Source organism: Streptomyces sp. NPDC086519 (assembly GCF_040686075.1).
Classification (GTDB): domain Bacteria; phylum Actinomycetota; class Actinomycetes; order Streptomycetales; family Streptomycetaceae; genus Streptomyces; species Streptomyces shenzhenensis.
Map to the genome: position 1 here is coordinate 19,908 of NZ_JBFBJL010000036.1, position 17,670 is coordinate 37,577.

Sequence of the window (17,670 nt, forward strand, 5' to 3'; positions counted from 1 at the left end):
ATCAAAAGCACGGCCACGGCGTGGGGTGGCGAAGTCTGGCGTTTTGCCGTTCCGAGTGTTTCTCTCCGCCTCCGCCACGGGAGGATGGGGCACGGTCGTCGGTGGTTAAGACGCCCGGGTCCGCCGCCAGGTTCCGGGTGCTCCCCCAACCACCCCTGGCCTTCTCCGAGTAGGTACCCATCACGACCGCTGTGACGCTCCGTGGAGCAAGGCCAGTCGACCGCAGTGAACCGCTGCCCGAGTCAGTTTTAAGCCAACTTTGCCATTGCGCAAGCAGTCCGGACGAACACCTCAGGAAGACCCCAAGAGGCCCACGGACACCAGGAATCCCGGCAGGACAATGCTGGACATCTCCTCACGAGTGCGTGTACATGTGGAGACACTGCTAGCGGCGCAGAAGGACATGGGGGTTTGCGATGCTTTTGAGCAATACGCACAGGTCTGAAAGCCGGACGCGATGAACGCCCCGCACCCTCCGAAAGTGGCTGGAATCGATCCAACGATCCCCACTCCCGCCCACACTGTCGCGCCGGTTCCCCCCGCCCCGACCGCACCTCCCGTCCCGAAGACCCCGCCCGCCCCGGCACCCGGCACCCTCCTCCAGGACCGGCTGGCCGGCTGGGTCTCCGACCTCACCACCCTCCACGAACTGACCGAACGGCTCGCCCGGACCGGCACGCTGGAGCCGGCCCTCCAAGAACTGCTGTGCGCCGGTGCCGCCCTCGTGGGCGCCCGGCGCGGTCTCGTGGCGCTGGAGCCCGCCGACGGACTCGGCCCGCACCACACGCTCGGCCTCGGCCTCGGCCGCGCGGACCTCGGCCACCTGGAGACCGTCCCGCGCGGCGCGCTGCCGTACGACAGCGGTACCACCGCCGAGATCGTGCACCCCGACCTGTTCGCCGAGGACGGCCTCGACCCGCGCCACCGCGAGGTCGCCGCCCGCCTCGGCTACGCCGCCAGCTACGCACTCCCCCTCGCCACCGCCGCGGCCGACCGCCTCGGCGCGGTCGCCTGGCTGTACGACGAGCCTGCCCAGCCGCACGAGCGGCAGCGCCACCTCATCGGCCGCTACATCCAGTACGCGGCCGAACACCTGGCCCGGCTGCTGGAAGTGGAGCGCACGCGCGCGTGCATGACGACCATCACCGAGGAACTGCTCCCCTCCCGGCTGCCCCGGGTGGCCGGCGTCCAGCTCGCCGCCCGGCACCGCACCGGCCCGCGCGGCGGCGGCGACTGGTACGACGCGCTGCCGCTGCCCGACGCCGCCCTCGGCCTCGCCGTCGGCTCGGTCACCGGCTCCGGTCCCAGCGCGGTCGCCGCGATGGGACGGCTGCGCGCCTCCCTGCGGGCGTACGCCGTGATGGAGGGCGAGGACCCGGTCGCGGTCCTCTCCGACCTGGAACTGCTGCTGCGGCTGACCGAACCGGCCCGCTCCGCCACCGCCCTGTTCGCCTACTGCGAGCCCGCGCCGCGCAAGGTCACCCTGGCCGGCGCCGGCCACAGCCCGCCGCTGCTGATCGGGGAGCACCGCACCGAGTTCGCGGAGACCTCCGTGTCCGCGCCGCTCGGCATGCTCGCCTGCTGGGAGGCGCCCTGCGTGGAGATCGAGGCGGAAGCCGGGGAAACCGTTCTCCTCTACACCGACGGGCTGCTGCACCGCACCGGCGACCCCATGGACCGCGCCTTCGCCCGGCTGCACGCGGCCGCCGCGAGCATCCCGCGCGCGCTGCGCCACGACCCCGGGGCGATCGCCGACCACGTCCTGCGCACGATGCTGCCGGACGGCCTGGACGAGGCCGACAGCGAGGAAGACGTGGTTCTGCTGGCGGCCCGGTTCGACTGACCGGTCAGTCAGAAGGAGTCGCCGGTCGGTCAGGAGGAGAGCCGGAAGACGGAGCCGGAAGACGGAGGCCGAGACGCCTCACACGGCTGTGGACCCCAGTCCATGGGGCGCCGTTCCGTACGACCGTACGATGGACGACACCCACTGCAGTGTCGAGGAGGATGACCGTGTCCGACGAGCTCACCCCGGAAACTCCGGAGACCCCGGAGACCGAGTCGGAAGAGCCGATCAAGCAGCGCAAGAACGGCCTGTACCCGGGCGTGTCCGACGAGCTCGCCGAGAGCATGAAGTCCGGCTGGGCCGACACGGAGCTGCGTGATCTCAAGCCCGTCGAGCAGGCCGGGCACACCGCCCGCCGCCGTGCCGAGCTGTCCGCCCGCTTCCCGGGCGAGCGCCTGGTGATCCCGGCCGGCAACCTGAAGACCCGCTCCAACGACACGGAGTACCCGTTCCGGGCGTCGGTCGAGTACGTCTACCTCACCGGCAACCAGACGGAGGACGGCGTACTCGTCCTGGAGCCGAAGGACGACGGCCATGAAGCCACCGTCTACCTGCTGCCCCGCTCCGACCGCGAGAACGGCGAGTTCTGGCTCTCCGGACAGGGCGAGCTGTGGGTCGGCCGCAGGCACTCCCTGACCGAGTCCGAGGCGCTCTACGGCATCCCCGCCGCCGACGTCCGCGAGCTCGCCGGCAGGCTGCGCGAGGCCACCGGTCCGGTGCGGGTCGTCCGCGGGTACGACGCGGGCATCCAGGCCGCGCTGACCGACAAGGTCACCGCCGAGCGCGACGAGGAGCTGCGCGTCTTCCTCTCCGAGGCGCGGCTGGTCAAGGACGAGTGGGAGATCGGCGAGCTGCAGAAGGCCGTCGACTCCACGGTCCGCGGCTTCGAGGACGTCGTGAAGGTGCTCGACAAGGCCGAGGCCACGAGCGAGCGCTACATCGAGGGCACGTTCTTCCTGCGCGCGCGGGTCGAGGGCAACGACGTCGGCTACGGCTCCATCTGCGCGGCCGGACCGCACGCCTGCACGCTGCACTGGGTGCGCAACGACGGCCCGGTGCGCTCCGGCGACCTGCTCCTTCTCGACGCCGGCGTCGAGACGCACAGCCTGTACACCGCCGACGTCACGCGCACGCTGCCGGTCAGCGGCACGTACAGCGAGATCCAGAAGAAGATCTACGACGCCGTGTACGACGCCCAGGAAGCCGGGATCGCGGCGGTACAGCCGGGCGCCAAGTACCGCGACTTCCACGATGCCGCGCAGCGGGTGCTGGCCGAGCGGCTCGTCGAGTGGGGGCTCGTGGAGGGGCCGGTGGAGCGGGTGCTGGAGCTCGGGCTACAGCGCCGGTGGACGCTGCACGGGACGGGGCACATGCTCGGGCTCGACGTCCACGACTGCGCTGCCGCGCGGACCGAGACGTACGTGGAGGGTGTCCTGGAGGCGGGGATGGTGCTCACCGTCGAGCCGGGGCTGTACTTCCAGGCCGACGACCTCACCGTGCCGGAGGAGTACCGGGGGATCGGTGTCCGGATCGAGGACGACATCCTGGTGACGGCCGACGGGAACCGGAACCTCAGCGCGGGGCTGCCTCGGCGGTCGGACGAGGTCGAGGCGTGGATGGCTTCGCTCAAGAGCTGACGGATGTGACATGGCCGGGCACCGAGGGGGTGCCCGGCCATCGTCGCGTTCTGCGGGTGAGTTCCGTGGGGAATGGGTGGCTGGTCGCGCCCACGCGGCGGTAGCCGCACGTCGAATACAGCCCCGCGCTCCTAAAGGGGCGCTCCGGAGAGCCCGTCCAGGAACAGTGCGCCGGCCAGCAGGCCCGCGCTACCGCGTGGGCTCCAGCCCTTTTCGTACAGGTCCGTGTCCAGGGTGCGGAGTGCCGTCGCACCCGCCTGAGTCGCGGTGCCACCCGCCTCCAGCACCGCCCGCGCCCCCGCCTGCACCTGACGCAGGCCCAACGGGCCCGCCGTGTAGAGGAGTTCGGTGTCCTGAAGGGTGGACATCACTGTCAGTAACGCGTCGAGGCGCGCCTGGTTCTCGGTGGCGCCGGCCTTGCGGGCTGTCGCCAGCGCGTCCAACGCCCTGCGTACGTGCGGGAATCCGGCCCTCGCCTCGCCCCGGGCGCCGGCCGCGCCGTACTTGACGGAGATCGACGAGCCCCGGGAGGGGCGTCTGGGGGCGCCCTTGTCGTTGAACGCGGCGATCTTCCGTGCGTTCGCGGCGATCTCGCGGGCCTTGGCGCGGGGGTCCAGGGCGGCCGCGGCGACCAGGAAGCCGAGGGCCCACAGGGCGCCCCTGTGGCCGCCGCCGGCCAGGCCGACCGAGTGCTCGGTGCACCGGCCGATCGCGCCCAGTTCCGCCCGCAGTGCGGGCGTGGCCTCGCCGGTACGGCGGGCGGAGGCGGCCATCGCCGCGAGGCCGGGCGCCAGCGCCCTGGCCGACCAGCGCAGACTGTCGTGCTCTTGGCGCGTACTGCGGGCGTCCAGGTCACGCGGGTCGGGCAGGCCCGGCTTGGGAGCCAGTGCCAGCTGACCGGTGAGCGCGGTCACGGCGGCCTGTGCCAGCGCCTCGTCCTCGCGGCTTGTCATGTCCCTTACTTTACGAGGAGGCGGAGGCCGACGGGGAGGCGCTGTCGCCGGGAGCGTCGCTCGGCGGCGTGCCCGTCGGCGTGTCACCGGGAGGCGTGCCGCCGCCACCGCTGCCGGCGCCCGTGTTCTCGGCGTCCGGGTCGACGGCGAGGGTCAGGAAACCCTTGTAGCCCTTCGAGGGGTCCTTCTTGTGCACGGCCTCCAGGGTGAGCAGACCGCTGGAGGCGCCTCCGCCGTCGTACACCATGTCCTTGGCGAGGACGGTGTAGTCACCGGTGTGCCTCGAGTAGGGCGCAAGGGCGAAGATCTCCTCGGCGATGTCGTCGGCGAAGAACAGCTGGCCGGTGTAGTTGACCTTGCCGCCCTCGTAGGTGCCGTCCTCCTTCTCGCCGCCCGTGTGCACCTTCACGTGGATGTGGCAGGTGCGCGGGGTGTACCAGCCCGGGAAGATCGTCTCGAACTTGACGACCCCGTTGGCATTGGCGATCTGGTAGCCGCGCAGGTAGGTGTTGTCGTCGGCGGAGTCGCCCTCCTCGCTCTCCGCGGGGGCGGAGCCGCCGGGGTTGGCGGTGGTGTAGCCGGAGTAGTAGCCCCAGGCGTCGCAGTGCCAGATCTCGACCGCCGCGCCCCTGACCGGGGTGCAGCCGTCGGTGGCGTCCACGACGGTCAGGCGCAGGGTCAGCGGGACGCCGGCCTTGCCCTCGGTGATGTCCTTGCGCACCAAGGCACCATCGAGGTAGTACGGCCCTTCCGTGACGCTGCTCATCAGCGTCATGCACGCACCGCCGGCCGAACTCGCGGTCGCGGTGGCATCCGCTTCGGTGCCGGTGCCGGTCGCGTCGGTGCCGGTCGCGTCGGTGCCGGTGTCGGTCGTGTCGGCGAAGGCCGACTGGAAGCCGGCGACCGCGAGGCCGCCGGCCGCCACCGTGCCGCCGGAGACCGCGAGGGCACGGCGGCGGGTGATCGACGTGTTCTTGTGGTTTCCCGTCATGGCCGACGAAGCTAGGAACCTCGTTTGTCAGGGCCATGGGCGGGAGCTGGCGACAGCCTGTGAACGCCCAGGAAGCTGAACCAGTCGGGAAGCCACTGGTCACAGAGCCGGCGCGCGGTCGTGCAGGATCCGCTGGAACAGCCGGCTGTCCCGCCATTCTCCATTGATGTGCAGATACTGCGGCGCATCGCCGATCGTCTCGAACCCGCATTTCTTCAGCACGCGCTGGGAGGTCGTGTTCTCGATCAGGGTGGACGCCTCGATCCGGTGAAGTCCCACGACATCCCTGGCGATCTCGCAGACCCGCTCCAGAGCGGCGGTGGCCAGACCGCGGCCCTGCTGATCAGCGGCCACCCAATAGCCGACGTAGGAACTACAGAAAGGGCCCAGGGAAATTCCGGAAAGGGTGATCGCCCCGACGATCCGCCCGTCGGCCGACTCCATGATCCAGGGGGCCAGAAGTCCGTCGGCGGCCTGTCCCAGCAGGCCTTCGATGCGCTCGGTCTGGCCCTCGACGGTGAAGAAGGACTCCGGTCTGACCGGTTCCCAGGGTTCGAGATGGCCTCGGCTGCCGACGTATGCGGTGCACAGCGCCCCGGCATCGCCGACGGCAATCGGACGCAATATCACACCCGGGATGAGCAGGCTTTCTTTAATCTTTCTGAGAATCATGCGCGCACACTAGCGCGGGTGTTATGCGGGAGCGAGGGTCATGCCGAAAGCAGGGAAGGATCTTTCTTCCACTTGAGAATCTTGTCGAAGCTGACCACGGTGCCGCCCCGGCCCGGCTTGTTGCCGATGTGGACGTGATCCGCGAGTTCTCTGATGAGACAGAGGCCTCTTCCGTGCTCGGCGTCGGGACGGACGGGTCTTATGTCCTGGGTGCGGGCGAACCCCGGACCGAGCCCCGGCCCCGAATCGGCCACCTCGATACGGCACTTCTCACCGTCCAGGTAGGCGGTGACCCGGTACGCCTCCGAGGTACGGCCCGCCCCGCCGTGCTCGACGGCGTTCGCGCAGGCCTCGCTGAGGGCCACGGAGAGGTCGTAGGAGATGTCGGGGTCGACGCCCGCCGTCTCCATCGTGCCGATCAGCAGCCGACGGGCGAGCGGCACGCTCGCGGCCTCACGCCGCAGATGGAGTGACCACCAGATGCTCATGCTCCAGCCTCCTGGCCGCGGCTCGACATACCGATACCTATTGCCACCCGTGCGCGGGTGTAAGCACTCCGTTCATGTGAGAACGCCCATCCGGGGGATGCGCGGTGGGAGGTTTCGGTGTATGAGCGGGTGGTTCGGGGCAAGAATGATCTTTCGGTTCTTCCTCTCGAACACCTCCTGTCGCGTCTTGCCGCCGTCGGTTCCCCGTCGTTCAGCGCCGTTCAGCGCGGTCCAGCGCGGTCCAGCGCGGTCCAGCGCGGTCCAGCGCGGTCCAGCGCGGTCCAGCGTTTCCGCACGTAACGGAATCTTCCGGACCTGACGTCAAGCGGGCGCGGGTCCAGTGCGATGATGAGCGCGCCATGACTGCCCCCCACCCGCGCGCGGCGCGCACCGGAAGCGGACTGCGGCTCCTGCGGGCCGCGGTGTTCGCCGCGTTCTGCGTCGTGCTGGCCGCGGCGGGGCACACCCTGGCCTCCTGCGCGGCCGTTCCGCTGTGGACGCTCGGCGCGGGCTTCCTGGGCGCCCTGGCGCTCGTCGCCCCGCTGACCGGCCGGGCCCGCTCGCTGCCGGGGACCGTGGCCCTGCTCGCGGTGGCGCAGACCGTGCTCCACACCCTGTTCGGGCTCGGTCAGCACGGCGAGTCGATGTCCACGTCATCGATGTCGTCGTCGATGACATCGATGACGACCATGTCCTCGGCGTCCGTGAGCGACGCCTCGCTGGTGGAGCGGGCCGCACGGTTGGTGTGCGGGGCCGGGGCAGCGCAGATCAGCCCCGCCCACGCGTACAAGATCCTCACGGACGCGCACCTCAGCACCTCCGCTCCGGCCACCGGCACGAGCGGGGCGGCCCACGCCGCGGACGTCGCCGGGGCCTCCGGCTCGCTGCTGCCCTCCGTGCCCATGCTGCTCGGACACGTCCTCGCGGCTGTGGTGGCCGGGTGGCTGCTGCGCCGGGGCGACCTGGCGCTGCTGCGCCTGATCCGGCTGTCGGCCGACTCGGCGCACGGGGTCGCCGAGGGGGCGCTCGTCCGTTCCCTGCACAGGGCGCTCGCGCTGGCGTGCGCCCTGTGCGCCGGGCTCGTGGCCGTACCCGAGGCGCCCGCGCGCGGCCGTCGTAGCGCCTGGGACATACCGGCCGCCCCGCGCACCGTCACCCTCCAGCACTCCGTGATCCGGCGCGGGCCGCCGGTGGCCGCCGCCGTACTCGTTCTCGCCGCCTGACACGACGCGACCAGCGCACTCCCCGGGATCTGCCCGGATCCGGAGGGGCCGGCCGCCCTCGTGCGGCCCGCGCGCGTGCGCTTTCCGATGGCCGCTGTCGCTCTTCGGCTTTCGCTTTCGGCCATCAGCTGTCAGCTGCCAGCTGCCAGTTGCCGGCTATCGGCTTGCCACGTGCCCCTCAACGACAGAACTCACTCGGAGTGGAGTGCTCCCTGCCATGAAGGCTTCCGTCATGTCCGCCAAGAAGACCTCTCGTGTCGCCGCCGTCGCCGCCGTCACGGGCACGGCCGTACTGGCCGTCTGCTCGCCCGCGTTCGCGCATGTCAGCGTGCAGCCCGAGGGCACCGCCGCCAAGGGCGGTTACGCAGTGATCGACTTCAAGGTCCCCAACGAGCGTGACGACGCCTCGACCACCACGGTCGAGGTCAACTTCCCCGCGGACCACCCGATCGCGTCCGTGATGCCACAGCCGATGGCCGGCTGGAAGATCGAGGTCACCAAGTCCAAGCTGGCCAAGCCGCTGGAGATGCACGGCGAGAAGATCGACCAGGCGGTCACCAAGGTCACCTGGACCGCCGAGGACAAGGGCATCGAGCCGGGCTACTTCCAGAAGTTCCCGCTCTCCGTGGGCGCCCTGCCCGAGAACACCGACGAACTGGTCTTCAAGGCGGTCCAGACTTACTCCAACAAGGAGGTCGTCCGCTGGATCGAGGTCCAGCAGGAGGGCCAGGACGAGCCGGAGAACCCGGCCCCGGTCCTCGCGCTGTCCGCCGCCACCGACGACCACCACGGGTCCGCCACGGCCGAGGACACCGCCGAGGAGACGTCGGCCAAGACCGGGACCACCGCTGCCGCCGACTCCGGCTCCGCGGGCGGCAGTGACACCACCGCCCGCGTCCTCGGCGTCGTCGGCATCGTCGTCGGCGCGGCCGGGGTCGCCTACGGCGTCCTCGCCGGCCGCCGCCGCTCCACCACCGGCACCGAGGCCTGAGTTCCACGTCCGTGGCACGCACAGGGGGTCGTGCGGCTGTCGTACTCCCACGACCGTCGTACGACCCCGGTATGCGCCGGATCTCTCACATCTGGGACATTTTCGTATGCGCAAGAAGACGTTCGCCGCGGCCGCGCTGCTCGCCGCCGCCTCCCTGACCCTCTCCGCCTGCGGCAGCGGCGACGACGCCAAGTCAGCCGTCACCGTGGTCTCCGGGTCCACCTCGAACAAGGCAGCGACCATCCTCGACACGCCCTTCGAGAAGCCGGACCTGGTGCTCACCGACACCCACGGCGAGAAGTACGACCTGCGCGCGCAGACCAAGGGCAGGCCGACGCTGATCTACTTCGGCTACACGCACTGCCCTGACGTCTGCCCGCTGACCATGAACAACCTCGCGGTCGCCAAGAAGGCGCTGTCCAAGGCCGACCAGGCGAAGCTGCGGGTCGTGTTCGTGACCACCGACCCGGCCCGCGACACCCCGTCCGAGCTGGGCAAGTGGCTCAAGGGCATCGACCCGGGCTTCGTCGGACTGACCGGCGACTTCGCCACCATCCAGGCGGGCGCCCGCACCCTCGGCATCTCCATCGAGCCGACCCACAAGGACAAGAAGACCGGCAAGGTCGTCTCGGTGCACGGCACCCAGGTCATCGCGTTCTCGCCGAAGACCAACGGCGGATACGTCCTCTACGGCGAGGACGCCACCGTCGACGACTACACCAAGGACCTCCCCAAGCTGATCAGGGGGGAGAACCCGTGACATCCATAAAGCCCATGAAACCCGTGCAACCCATGAAACCCGTGCAACCCGTGCAACCCGTGAAACGCCTTGCCCTGACCGGGATAGCGATCACGGGGGCCCTTGCCCTGGCGGGCTGCGGCAGTTCGAACGTCTCGGGTTCGTCGGGGTCGTCGGGATCGTCGGGGTCGTCGGGCTCCTCGCGCGCCGAGTTGTCCGTCGGCGCCTCCTACATGCCGCAGCCGGTCTCCGCGGACATGGCCGCCGGATTCCTGACCATCACCAACAAGGGCGACACGAAGGACGAGCTGACCTCCGTCACCAGTGACTCCGCCGGTGAGATCACCATGCACGAGACCAACGGCGGGGCGATGGAGCAGGTCAGCTCGTTCGAGGTGCCCGCCCATGGTCAACTCGTGTTCAAGAGCGGTGGCAACCATCTGATGTTCGAGAAGCTGAAGCGCCGCCCGGAGCAGGGCGACACGATCACCTTGAAACTCAAATTCGCCGAATCCGGTCCGCTCACCGTCGAGATGCCGGTGAAGTCCGCCACGTACAACCCGTCGACCGGACACTGAGGGAGGGACCGACCTTGACGCGGACCATCACCCCCCGCCTGCGCACCCTGGTGCTGCTGTTCCTCGCCGTCACCGGCGCGCTGCTGGCCGGCGCCGGGCCGGCCTCCGCGCACGCCGCGCTGACCGGCAGCGACCCCTCCCAGGGGGTGGTGGTCACCAAGGCACCCGACCAGGTGACGCTCACGTTCTCCGAGAACGTGTCGATGAACAACAACTCGATCCGGGTCCTCGACCCCAAGGGTGCGCGGGTCGACCTGGGCAAGCCGGACAACCTGAGCGGGACGACGTACGGCGTGCAGCTCAAGAGCGGGCTGGGCAAAGGCACGTACACCGTGGCCTGGCAGGTCGTCTCGGCGGACAGCCACCCCGTCGCCGGCGCCTTCACCTTCTCCGTGGGAGCGCCCTCCAGGACCGTCGCCTCGGTCGGGGACCAGGACGTCGGCGGCGGGGTCGTCGGCTGGCTGTACGGCTTCGGGCGGTACATGTCGTACGCCGGGTACATCGTGCTCGTCGGCGGCGCCGCCTTCGTCCTCGCCTGCTGGCGGCGCGGCTCCGGGGTGCGGGCCATGCAGCGCCTGGTGGTCGGCGGCTGGCTGACGCTCACCGCCGCCACCCTCTGGCTGCTGCTCCTGCGCGGCTCCTACACGACCTCCGGCAGCGTCGGCGACATCGTCGACCTGAACCTCCTCGGCCAGGTCCTGCAGACCAAGACCGGCGCCGCCCTGGTCTCCCGGCTGCTGCTGCTCGCGGCGGCCGCCCTGTTCATCGCCGTCCTCTTCGGCGCCTACGACAAGCGCGAGGAGGGCGAGGAGAAGCGTGACCTGACCTTCGGGCTCGCCATCGGCGGGACCGTCGTGGCCGCCGGGCTCGCGGCGAGCTGGGCCATGGCCGAGCACGCCTCCACCGGACTCCAGCCGGGCATCGCGATGCCGGTCGACGTCGTCCACCTGCTCGCGGTCGCCGCCTGGCTGGGCGGCCTCACCGCCCTGCTGGTCGCCCTCTACCGGGCGCCCGCCGACACCCCGGTCGAGTCCGTCGCCGTACGCCGCTTCTCCCGGGTCGCCTTCGGATCGGTGCTCGCCCTGGTCGCGACCGGCATCTACCAGTCCTGGCGCCAGCTCGGCTCCTGGTCGGCGTTCACCGACACGACCTACGGCGAGCTGCTGCTGGTCAAGATCGGGCTCGTGGCGCTGCTCGTCGGCATCGCGTCCATCTCGCGACGGTGGACGGGGCGGCTCGCGGACAGCGCGGTGGCGGAGACCGAGGCAGGGGCAGAGGCAGAGGCAGAGGTAGAGGTAGAGGTAGAGGTAGAGGTAGAGGTAGAGACCGAGGCAGGGGCAGCGGCGTCCGAAGAGGCGGAGACGGCGAAGGAGAAGGAGACCGTCAAGGCGTCCGCCGCCACGAAGGAGGCGTCCGGCACGTCCGCCAAGTCCCTCACCGGCTCCTCCGACGCGTCGGTCTCGGGCGTCTCCGGCGTCTCCGGCGTCTCCGGCGTCTCCGGCGTCTCCGGCAAGGTCGCGTCCGCCGATGACGACACCGCCCCCGACCCCGACGCCGACCCCAGCCCCGACGCCGACCCCGAGCGTGCCGCGCAACTGGCCCGGCAGCAGACCGCCATGGACACCGCCCGGCAGAAGCGGGCCCGCGACGCCGACCCCCACCGCTTCGGCCTGCGCCGCTCGGTGCTCGCCGAGGCCGGAGTCGCCGTCGTCCTGCTCGCCGTCACGACCGTGCTCACGCAGACCGAGCCCGGCCGTACCGAACAGGACGCGAAGGCCGCCGCCTCGGCCGCCTCGTCCTCCTCGGCGTCGAACTCGTCCTCGGGCGCGCTGACCCTCGACATGTCCTTCGACACCGGCGGCAAGGACGGCAAGGGCGTCGTCCGCGTCGACCTCGACCCCGCGACCGTGGGCAGCAACGAGATGCACGTCTACGTCCAGCGGCCCAACGGCCGCGCCTTCGACATCCCCGAGGTCAAGGTCGCCTTCACCCTCGCCGCCAAGAACCTCGGGCCGCTTCCCGTGGCCCCCGACCACGTCACCACCGGGCACTGGGCCGCGAACGGCGTGCAGATCCCCATGGCCGGCGACTGGAGGGTCTCCGTCACCGTGCGGACCTCCGACATCGACCAGGTGACCGTCTCCAAGAACGCGCAGATCGGCTGAACCGCACCATGCCCGAACAGTCCCAGTCCGTCACCAAGGCCCGTACCGCAGCCACTGACGCTCCACCGGCCGGGGGTGTCAGCCGACGTGCGCTGCTCGGCACCGCCGGGGCCACCGGGCTCGCGCTCGGCGCCGCGGGCGCCGGCGTCGGCTACGCGGCCGCCCCCGCCCAGGCCACCCCGCTCAGCTCGGTGGGCTCCGGCCGGGCGATGTTTCACGGGAAACATCAGCCGGGCATCACCGAGGGCCTCCAGGCACGCGGCCATCTCGTCGCCTTCGACCTGGCGGCGGGCGCGGGCCGCACCGAGGCCGCCGCACTGCTGCGCCGCTGGTCGGCGACGGCCGAGCGGCTAATGGCCGGCGAGCCGATGACGCAGGACGACACGGACGTGGCCCGGGACGCGGGACCCTCGTCGCTGACGGTCACCTTCGGCTTCGGCAACAGCTTCTTCGGCCGTACCGGCCTGGAGAAGCAACGGCCGTCCGCTCTGGACCCGCTGCCCGACTTCTCCTCCGACCACCTCGACACCTCGCGCAGCAACGGCGATCTGTGGGTGCAGATCGGCGCCGACGACGCCCTGGTCGCCTTCCACGCCCTGCGCGCCATCCAGAAGGACGCGGGCAGCGCGGCGAAGGTCCGCTGGCAGATGAACGGCTTCAACCGCACCCCGGGCGCCACCGCCCACCCCATGACGGCCCGCAACCTCATGGGCCAGCTGGACGGCACGCGCAATCCCAAGCCGACGGACTCGGACTTCGGCCGGCGGATCTTCGTGCCGGCGAGCGGTTCGAGCGATCCGGCGTGGATGGCGAACGGCTCCTACGCCGTCGTACGCCGGATCCGCATGCTCCTCGACGACTGGGAGAAGCTGTCGCTCGCGGCCCAGGAGAACGTGATCGGGCGGAAGAAGTCGAACGGGGCGCCGCTGTCCGGAGGCACCGAGACGACGGCGATGGACCTGGACAAGGCCAAGGCCGGCGGGGAGTACATCGTCCCGGTCAACGCCCATGCCCGGATCACCCGGCCCGACCAGAACGGGGGCGCGGCCATCCTGCGGCGCCCGTTCTCGTACCACGACGGCATCGACGCGGACGGGACACCGGACGCGGGGCTGCTCTTCGTCTGCTGGCAGGCGGATCCGCTGCGCGGGTTCGTACCGCTGCAGCGGAAGCTGGACCGCGGGGACGCCCTGTCGCAGTACATCCGGCACGAGGCGAGCGGCCTGTTCGCGGTACCGGGCGGCGCGGCCGCCGGGGAGTACGTGGGGCAGCGGCTGCTGGAGGGGTGAGCCCGGTTACCACAGTGGTTTCTGATCACTATTGGTGCGTTTCCGGGGTCCAAACCACCCGGTCGAGTGGATCCGATGAGACAAGCGAGCCGCGTCTCCCTGCGGCCATTAGGGTGAGGGACATGCCAGCGAGCTATGCGTATCTCGGTCCCGAAGGCACCTTCACCGAAGTCGCCCTGCGCACCCTTCCGGAGGCCGCCACCCGGGAGCTGATCCCGTACGTCTCCGTGCAGTCCGCGCTGGACGCGGTGCGGGGCGGTGAGGCCGAGGCCGCGTTCGTGCCGATCGAGAACTCCGTCGAGGGCGGCATCACCACCACCCTGGACGAGCTGGTCGCGGGCAAGCCACTGATGATCTACCGCGAGGTGCTGCTGTCGATCACCTTCGCGCTGCTGGTCCGGCCGGGCACCGAGCTCTCCGACATCAAGACGGTCACCGCCCACCCGGCGGCCCAGCCGCAGGTCCGCAACTGGCTGCGGGCGCACCTCCCGGAGGCCGTCTGGGAGTCCGCCGCCTCCAACGCGGACGGCGCCCGCCTGGTCCAGGAGGGCCGGTACGACGCCGCTTTCGCCGGCGAGTTCGCGGCCGCGCGCTACGGCCTGGAGGCCCTGGAGACCGAGATCCACGACGCGGAGAACGCGCAGACCAGGTTCGTGCTGGTGGGCCGCCCGGCCCGGCCGGCCGCCCCGACCGGCGCGGACAAGACCTCGGTCGTGCTCTGGCAGAACGACGACCATCCCGGCGGGCTGCGCGACCTGCTCGGCGAGTTCGCCACCCGGGGCATCAACCTCATGCTGCTTCAGTCCCGGCCGACCGGTGCCGGCATCGGCAACTACTGCTTCTGCATCGACGCCGAGGGCCACATCTCCGACCGGCGGGTGGCGGAGGCGCTGATGGGGCTGAAGCGGATCTGCCGCCAGGTGCGGTTCCTCGGCTCCTACCCGCGGGCGGACATCAAGCCGGGCGAGGCCGCGGCGCCCACCCGGCCGGGGACGTCGGACGAGGAGTTCGTGGCGGCCTCGGACTGGGTGGCGCGCTGCCAGGACGGCCGTTTCTAGCCGGTCGTACCCTCATATCCTGGTTATCCACAGGAGTTATCCACAGGCCATCATCTCGACCTGGGGACAAGTCGACACCGACGCCCGAGTCTGTCGACAAATCTCTCTCCAGCCCATCGGCGCGACTCCGTCCGCCCGCATCACCCTTCGTCCACTCGTTTCCCTTGGTTCATCTTTTGGAGCGATGACTTTCCACTCGAAAGAGGGTGTTGTCCCGGTTTGGGGCGGGAATCCCCCTCTTCGCGCACCGCGTGCGGAGTGATCAATTCCGAAGTCCACACCTCATCCACACACCCTGTGGATAACTCTCGGGAGGGCGCGGATTCCTGTGGACAACGGCACCCCCAAGTGCCGTTCTCCCCAGGGAAATCCAGTCAACCGCGGGCCGCGCGCTTGCCCCGTCCCAGGGAGTGAGACACTTTTTATTGACACGCCCGGCAATTCCCTCATAGCGGAACGTAAGCCACTATTCGGAACACGTGTGAATAGTGATTCGTGGGGGGCAACCCCGCACCGGTAGCCTTGACTCCGTGATTGACCTTCGCCTGCTCCGTGAGGACCCCGACCGTGTGCGCGCGTCCCAGCGCGCCCGTGGAGAGGACGTCGCGCTCGTCGACGCCCTCCTCTCCGCCGACGAGCGGCGCAGGTCGTCCGGCGTCCGCTTCGACGAGCTCCGTGCCGAACAGAAGCAGCTCGGCAAGCTCATCCCCAAGGCCGCCGGCGAGGAGAAGGCCGAGCTGCTGAAGAAGGCCGGCCAGCTCGCCGCCGACGTCAAGACCGCCGACGCCGAGCGCGACACGGCCGACGCCGAGACCCAGGAGCTGCTGCTCAGGCTCGGCAACCTCGTCCACCCCGACGTGCCCGTCGGCGGCGAGGAGGACTTCGTCACCCTGGAGACGCACGGCACGATCCGCGACTTCGGCGCCGAGGGCTTCGAGCCCAAGGACCACCTGGAGCTGGGCCAGCTCCTCGGCGCGATCGACGTCGAGCGCGGCGCCAAGGTCTCCGGCTCCCGCTTCTACTTCCTGACCGGTGTCGGCGCCCTGCTGGAGCTGGCGCTCGTCAACGCGGCGATCGCGCAGGCCACCGAGGCCGGCTTCACGCCGATGCTGACCCCGGCGCTGGTCCGCCCGCAGTCCATGGCGGGCACCGGCTTCCTCGGCCAGGCGGCCCAGGACGTCTACCACCTCGACAAGGACGACCTCTACCTGGTCGGCACCTCCGAGGTGCCGCTCGCCGCGTACCACATGGACGAGATCATCGACGTCGAGCGCCTCCCGCTGCGCTACGCCGGTTTCTCGCCCTGCTTCCGTCGCGAGGCCGGTTCGCACGGCAAGGACACCAAGGGCATCTTCCGCGTCCACCAGTTCGACAAGGTGGAGATGTTCTCCTACGTCGTCCCCGAGGACTCGGAGGCGGAGCACCAGCGTCTGCTGGCCTGGGAGAAGCAGTGGCTGACCGCGCTGGAGCTGCCGTTCCGGGTGATCGACGTCGCCACCGGTGACCTCGGCGCCTCGGCCGCCCGCAAGTTCGACTGCGAGGCGTGGATCCCGACGCAGGGCAAGTACCGCGAGCTGACGTCGACGTCGGACTGCACCGAGTTCCAGTCCCGCCGGCTGTCGATCCGGGTCCGCGACGGCAAGCAGGTCAGGCCGCTGGCCACGCTCAACGGCACGCTGTGCGCCGTACCGCGCACCATCGTGGCGATCCTGGAGAACCACCAGCAGGCCGACGGCTCGGTGTACGTGCCCGAGGTGCTGCGCCCGTACCTGGGCGGCCGGGAGGTCCTGGAGCCGGCGTCCCGGTGAGCTTCCCCTACGGGCTCATCGCCACCGACCTCGACGGGACCCTGCTGCGCTCCGACGAGTCGGTCTCCCGGCGCACCCGTGACGCGCTCGCCGCGGCCACCGCGGCGGGCGCCGCGCACATCGTCGTCACCGGCCGCGCGGTCCCCTGGACCCGGCACATCCTCGACGACCTCGGCTACGACGGCCTCGCCGTCTGCGGCCAGGGCGCGCAGGTGTACGACGCCGGAGCGCACCGGCTCCTCACCTCCGTGACGCTGGACCGGCAGCTGGCCGCGGTCGCCCTCGCGAAGATCGAGGCGGAGATCGGCCCGCTGTACCTCGCGGCGAGCCGTGGCGGCCTGGACGGCGAGGTACTGGTGGGGCCGGGGTACACGGTGACGGGCCATCTCCCGTCGACCCCCTTCAGCGACGCGGCCGACCTCTGGGCGGAGCCGCTGAACAAGATCTACATACAGCACCCGGGGCTGTCCGACGACGTGCTGGCGGAAGCGGCCCGGCAGGCGGCCGGGGGCTTTGTCAGTGTCGCCATGGCGGGCGAGGGCATCGTGGAGCTGCTCCCGCTCGGTCTCTCGAAGGCGACGGGCCTGTCCCTGGCCGCGCGCCGACTGGGCCTCAAGCCCGCCGACACGATCGCCTTCGGCGACATGCCGAACGACATCCCGATGTTCACCTGGGCGGCTCGGGGGGTGGCCATGGCCAACGCTCATGAGGAGCTGCAGTCCGTGGCCGACGAGGTGACGTCCTCCAACGAGGAGGACGGGATCGCGGTGGTCGTGGAGCGTCTGCTCGGCTGAGGTCGTCGGCCGGCCGCGGGTGCGCGGGGGCTGAGCGCAGTTCCCCGCCCCCCTGGGGCGGGACCACTCACGCGCGCTCAAGAATTCTGCGGAGGATGCACGGATCGAACGTGCGCGGGCTTTCCAGGCCCGACCATGGCTTAGCAAGCCAGTGCCTTACCACTCGGCCAATCCTCCGGGTGGGCGGCCCACGCGAGAGCGACCATCGCGTGCTCGAAGCGGCCGCCCCGGGCAGCTACACGGCGATCCGCCTCTGGCTGCCCTGACGGGAGCGGGACGTACTGTCGTGCATGGACATCGTCCGGCTCCTCTCCCGGTTTGTGGCGATGCAACGAGTGTGTCCTGGCATCGAGTTGGGCGCCATCGAATTAACCGGCGTCAACCGGAGCGCCACGTAGGGAACCGGAGCGCCCCCCAAGGGGCGCGGGGCTGTGTGTGACC

At 70.6% G+C, this 17,670-nt stretch carries 15 protein-coding genes and 1 tRNA gene; 11 read left to right on the plus strand and 5 right to left on the minus strand.

The window, feature by feature from the left end; genetic code table 11:
* The first annotated feature begins 457 nt into the window (after positions 1-457).
* Entirely contained in the window at positions 458-1,843 is a 1,386-nt protein-coding gene (locus tag AB0P24_RS29575; RefSeq protein WP_365799247.1) for a PP2C family protein-serine/threonine phosphatase, read from the plus strand.
* Between the two features lie 167 nt (positions 1,844-2,010).
* A complete protein-coding gene (locus AB0P24_RS29580) occupies positions 2,011-3,480 on the plus strand; it encodes an aminopeptidase P family protein (protein ID WP_365799249.1) in 1,470 nt (489 codons plus the stop codon).
* A 131-nt stretch (positions 3,481-3,611) separates the two neighbouring features.
* Here the strand turns inward: AB0P24_RS29580 and AB0P24_RS29585 are convergent, their stop codons facing one another.
* The 4 genes from AB0P24_RS29585 to AB0P24_RS29600 form a co-directional block, all read right to left on the minus strand.
* Positions 3,612-4,433 carry a triphosphoribosyl-dephospho-CoA synthase gene (locus AB0P24_RS29585; protein WP_365799251.1) on the minus strand — a complete coding sequence of 274 codons (822 nt, stop codon included), beginning with the start codon at positions 4,431-4,433 and terminating at the stop codon, positions 3,612-3,614.
* A gap of 10 nt (positions 4,434-4,443) precedes the next feature.
* Positions 4,444-5,424 (minus strand): intradiol ring-cleavage dioxygenase, encoded by a 981-nt coding sequence (locus tag AB0P24_RS29590; protein ID WP_365799253.1) that lies wholly within the window; start codon positions 5,422-5,424, stop codon positions 4,444-4,446.
* Between the two features lie 99 nt (positions 5,425-5,523).
* Positions 5,524-6,096, minus strand: a complete 573-nt coding sequence (locus AB0P24_RS29595) for a GNAT family protein (protein WP_365799255.1) — start codon at positions 6,094-6,096, stop codon at positions 5,524-5,526.
* A gap of 38 nt (positions 6,097-6,134) precedes the next feature.
* Positions 6,135-6,584 (minus strand): ATP-binding protein, encoded by a 450-nt coding sequence (locus tag AB0P24_RS29600; RefSeq protein WP_365799257.1) that lies wholly within the window; start codon positions 6,582-6,584, stop codon positions 6,135-6,137.
* A 359-nt stretch (positions 6,585-6,943) separates the two neighbouring features.
* Between AB0P24_RS29600 and AB0P24_RS29605 the strand changes: the two genes are divergently transcribed.
* The 9 genes from AB0P24_RS29605 (at position 6,944) to AB0P24_RS29645 (ending at position 17,229) form a co-directional block, all read left to right on the plus strand.
* Complete coding sequence (locus AB0P24_RS29605; RefSeq protein ID WP_365799259.1) at positions 6,944-7,807, plus strand: hypothetical protein; 864 nt, start codon at positions 6,944-6,946, stop codon at positions 7,805-7,807.
* A 217-nt stretch (positions 7,808-8,024) separates the two neighbouring features.
* A complete protein-coding gene (locus AB0P24_RS29610) occupies positions 8,025-8,798 on the plus strand; it encodes a YcnI family protein (RefSeq protein WP_365799261.1) in 774 nt (257 codons plus the stop codon).
* Positions 8,799-8,904: 106 nt separating this feature from the next.
* Positions 8,905-9,558 carry an SCO family protein gene (locus AB0P24_RS29615; protein WP_365799263.1) on the plus strand — a complete coding sequence of 218 codons (654 nt, stop codon included), beginning with the start codon at positions 8,905-8,907 and terminating at the stop codon, positions 9,556-9,558.
* A gap of 32 nt (positions 9,559-9,590) precedes the next feature.
* Entirely contained in the window at positions 9,591-10,115 is a 525-nt protein-coding gene (locus AB0P24_RS29620) for a copper chaperone PCu(A)C (protein WP_365799265.1), read from the plus strand.
* 14 nt (positions 10,116-10,129) lie between these two features.
* A complete protein-coding gene (locus AB0P24_RS29625) occupies positions 10,130-12,280 on the plus strand; it encodes a copper resistance protein CopC (RefSeq protein WP_365799267.1) in 2,151 nt (716 codons plus the stop codon).
* Between the two features lie 8 nt (positions 12,281-12,288).
* A complete protein-coding gene (gene efeB, locus AB0P24_RS29630; protein WP_365799269.1) occupies positions 12,289-13,569 on the plus strand; it encodes an iron uptake transporter deferrochelatase/peroxidase subunit in 1,281 nt (426 codons plus the stop codon).
* Positions 13,570-13,691: 122 nt separating this feature from the next.
* Positions 13,692-14,627, plus strand: a complete 936-nt coding sequence (gene pheA / locus AB0P24_RS29635) for a prephenate dehydratase (protein WP_365799271.1) — start codon at positions 13,692-13,694, stop codon at positions 14,625-14,627.
* 530 nt (positions 14,628-15,157) lie between these two features.
* The gene (gene serS, locus AB0P24_RS29640; RefSeq protein ID WP_365799273.1) at positions 15,158-16,435 is read left to right on the plus strand and encodes a serine--tRNA ligase; all 1,278 of its coding nucleotides are present in this window, start codon (positions 15,158-15,160) and stop codon (positions 16,433-16,435) included.
* Complete coding sequence (locus tag AB0P24_RS29645; protein WP_365799275.1) at positions 16,432-17,229, plus strand: HAD family hydrolase; 798 nt, start codon at positions 16,432-16,434, stop codon at positions 17,227-17,229. The genes serS and AB0P24_RS29645 overlap by 4 nt, the downstream gene beginning before the upstream one ends.
* Positions 17,230-17,318: 89 nt before the next feature.
* On the opposite strand, the gene AB0P24_RS29650 is transcribed toward AB0P24_RS29645, so the two are convergent.
* Positions 17,319-17,406 (minus strand) — tRNA-Ser (locus tag AB0P24_RS29650).
* Between the last annotated feature and the right edge of the window lie 264 nt (positions 17,407-17,670).

Coding starts and splice junctions, on each gene's coding strand:
- AB0P24_RS29575 (WP_365799247.1), top strand. CDS start 458: ATGAACGCCCCGCACCCTCCGAAAGTGGCTGGAATCGATCCAACGATC.
- AB0P24_RS29585 (WP_365799251.1), bottom strand. CDS start 4,433: ATGACAAGCCGCGAGGACGAGGCGCTGGCACAGGCCGCCGTGACCGCG.
- AB0P24_RS29590 (WP_365799253.1), bottom strand. CDS start 5,424: ATGACGGGAAACCACAAGAACACGTCGATCACCCGCCGCCGTGCCCTC.
- AB0P24_RS29595 (WP_365799255.1), bottom strand. CDS start 6,096: ATGATTCTCAGAAAGATTAAAGAAAGCCTGCTCATCCCGGGTGTGATA.
- AB0P24_RS29600 (WP_365799257.1), bottom strand. CDS start 6,584: ATGAGCATCTGGTGGTCACTCCATCTGCGGCGTGAGGCCGCGAGCGTG.
- AB0P24_RS29605 (WP_365799259.1), top strand. CDS start 6,944: ATGACTGCCCCCCACCCGCGCGCGGCGCGCACCGGAAGCGGACTGCGG.
- AB0P24_RS29610 (WP_365799261.1), top strand. CDS start 8,025: ATGAAGGCTTCCGTCATGTCCGCCAAGAAGACCTCTCGTGTCGCCGCC.
- AB0P24_RS29615 (WP_365799263.1), top strand. CDS start 8,905: ATGCGCAAGAAGACGTTCGCCGCGGCCGCGCTGCTCGCCGCCGCCTCC.
- AB0P24_RS29620 (WP_365799265.1), top strand. CDS start 9,591: ATGAAACCCGTGCAACCCGTGCAACCCGTGAAACGCCTTGCCCTGACC.
- efeB (WP_365799269.1), top strand. CDS start 12,289: ATGCCCGAACAGTCCCAGTCCGTCACCAAGGCCCGTACCGCAGCCACT.
- pheA (WP_365799271.1), top strand. CDS start 13,692: ATGCCAGCGAGCTATGCGTATCTCGGTCCCGAAGGCACCTTCACCGAA.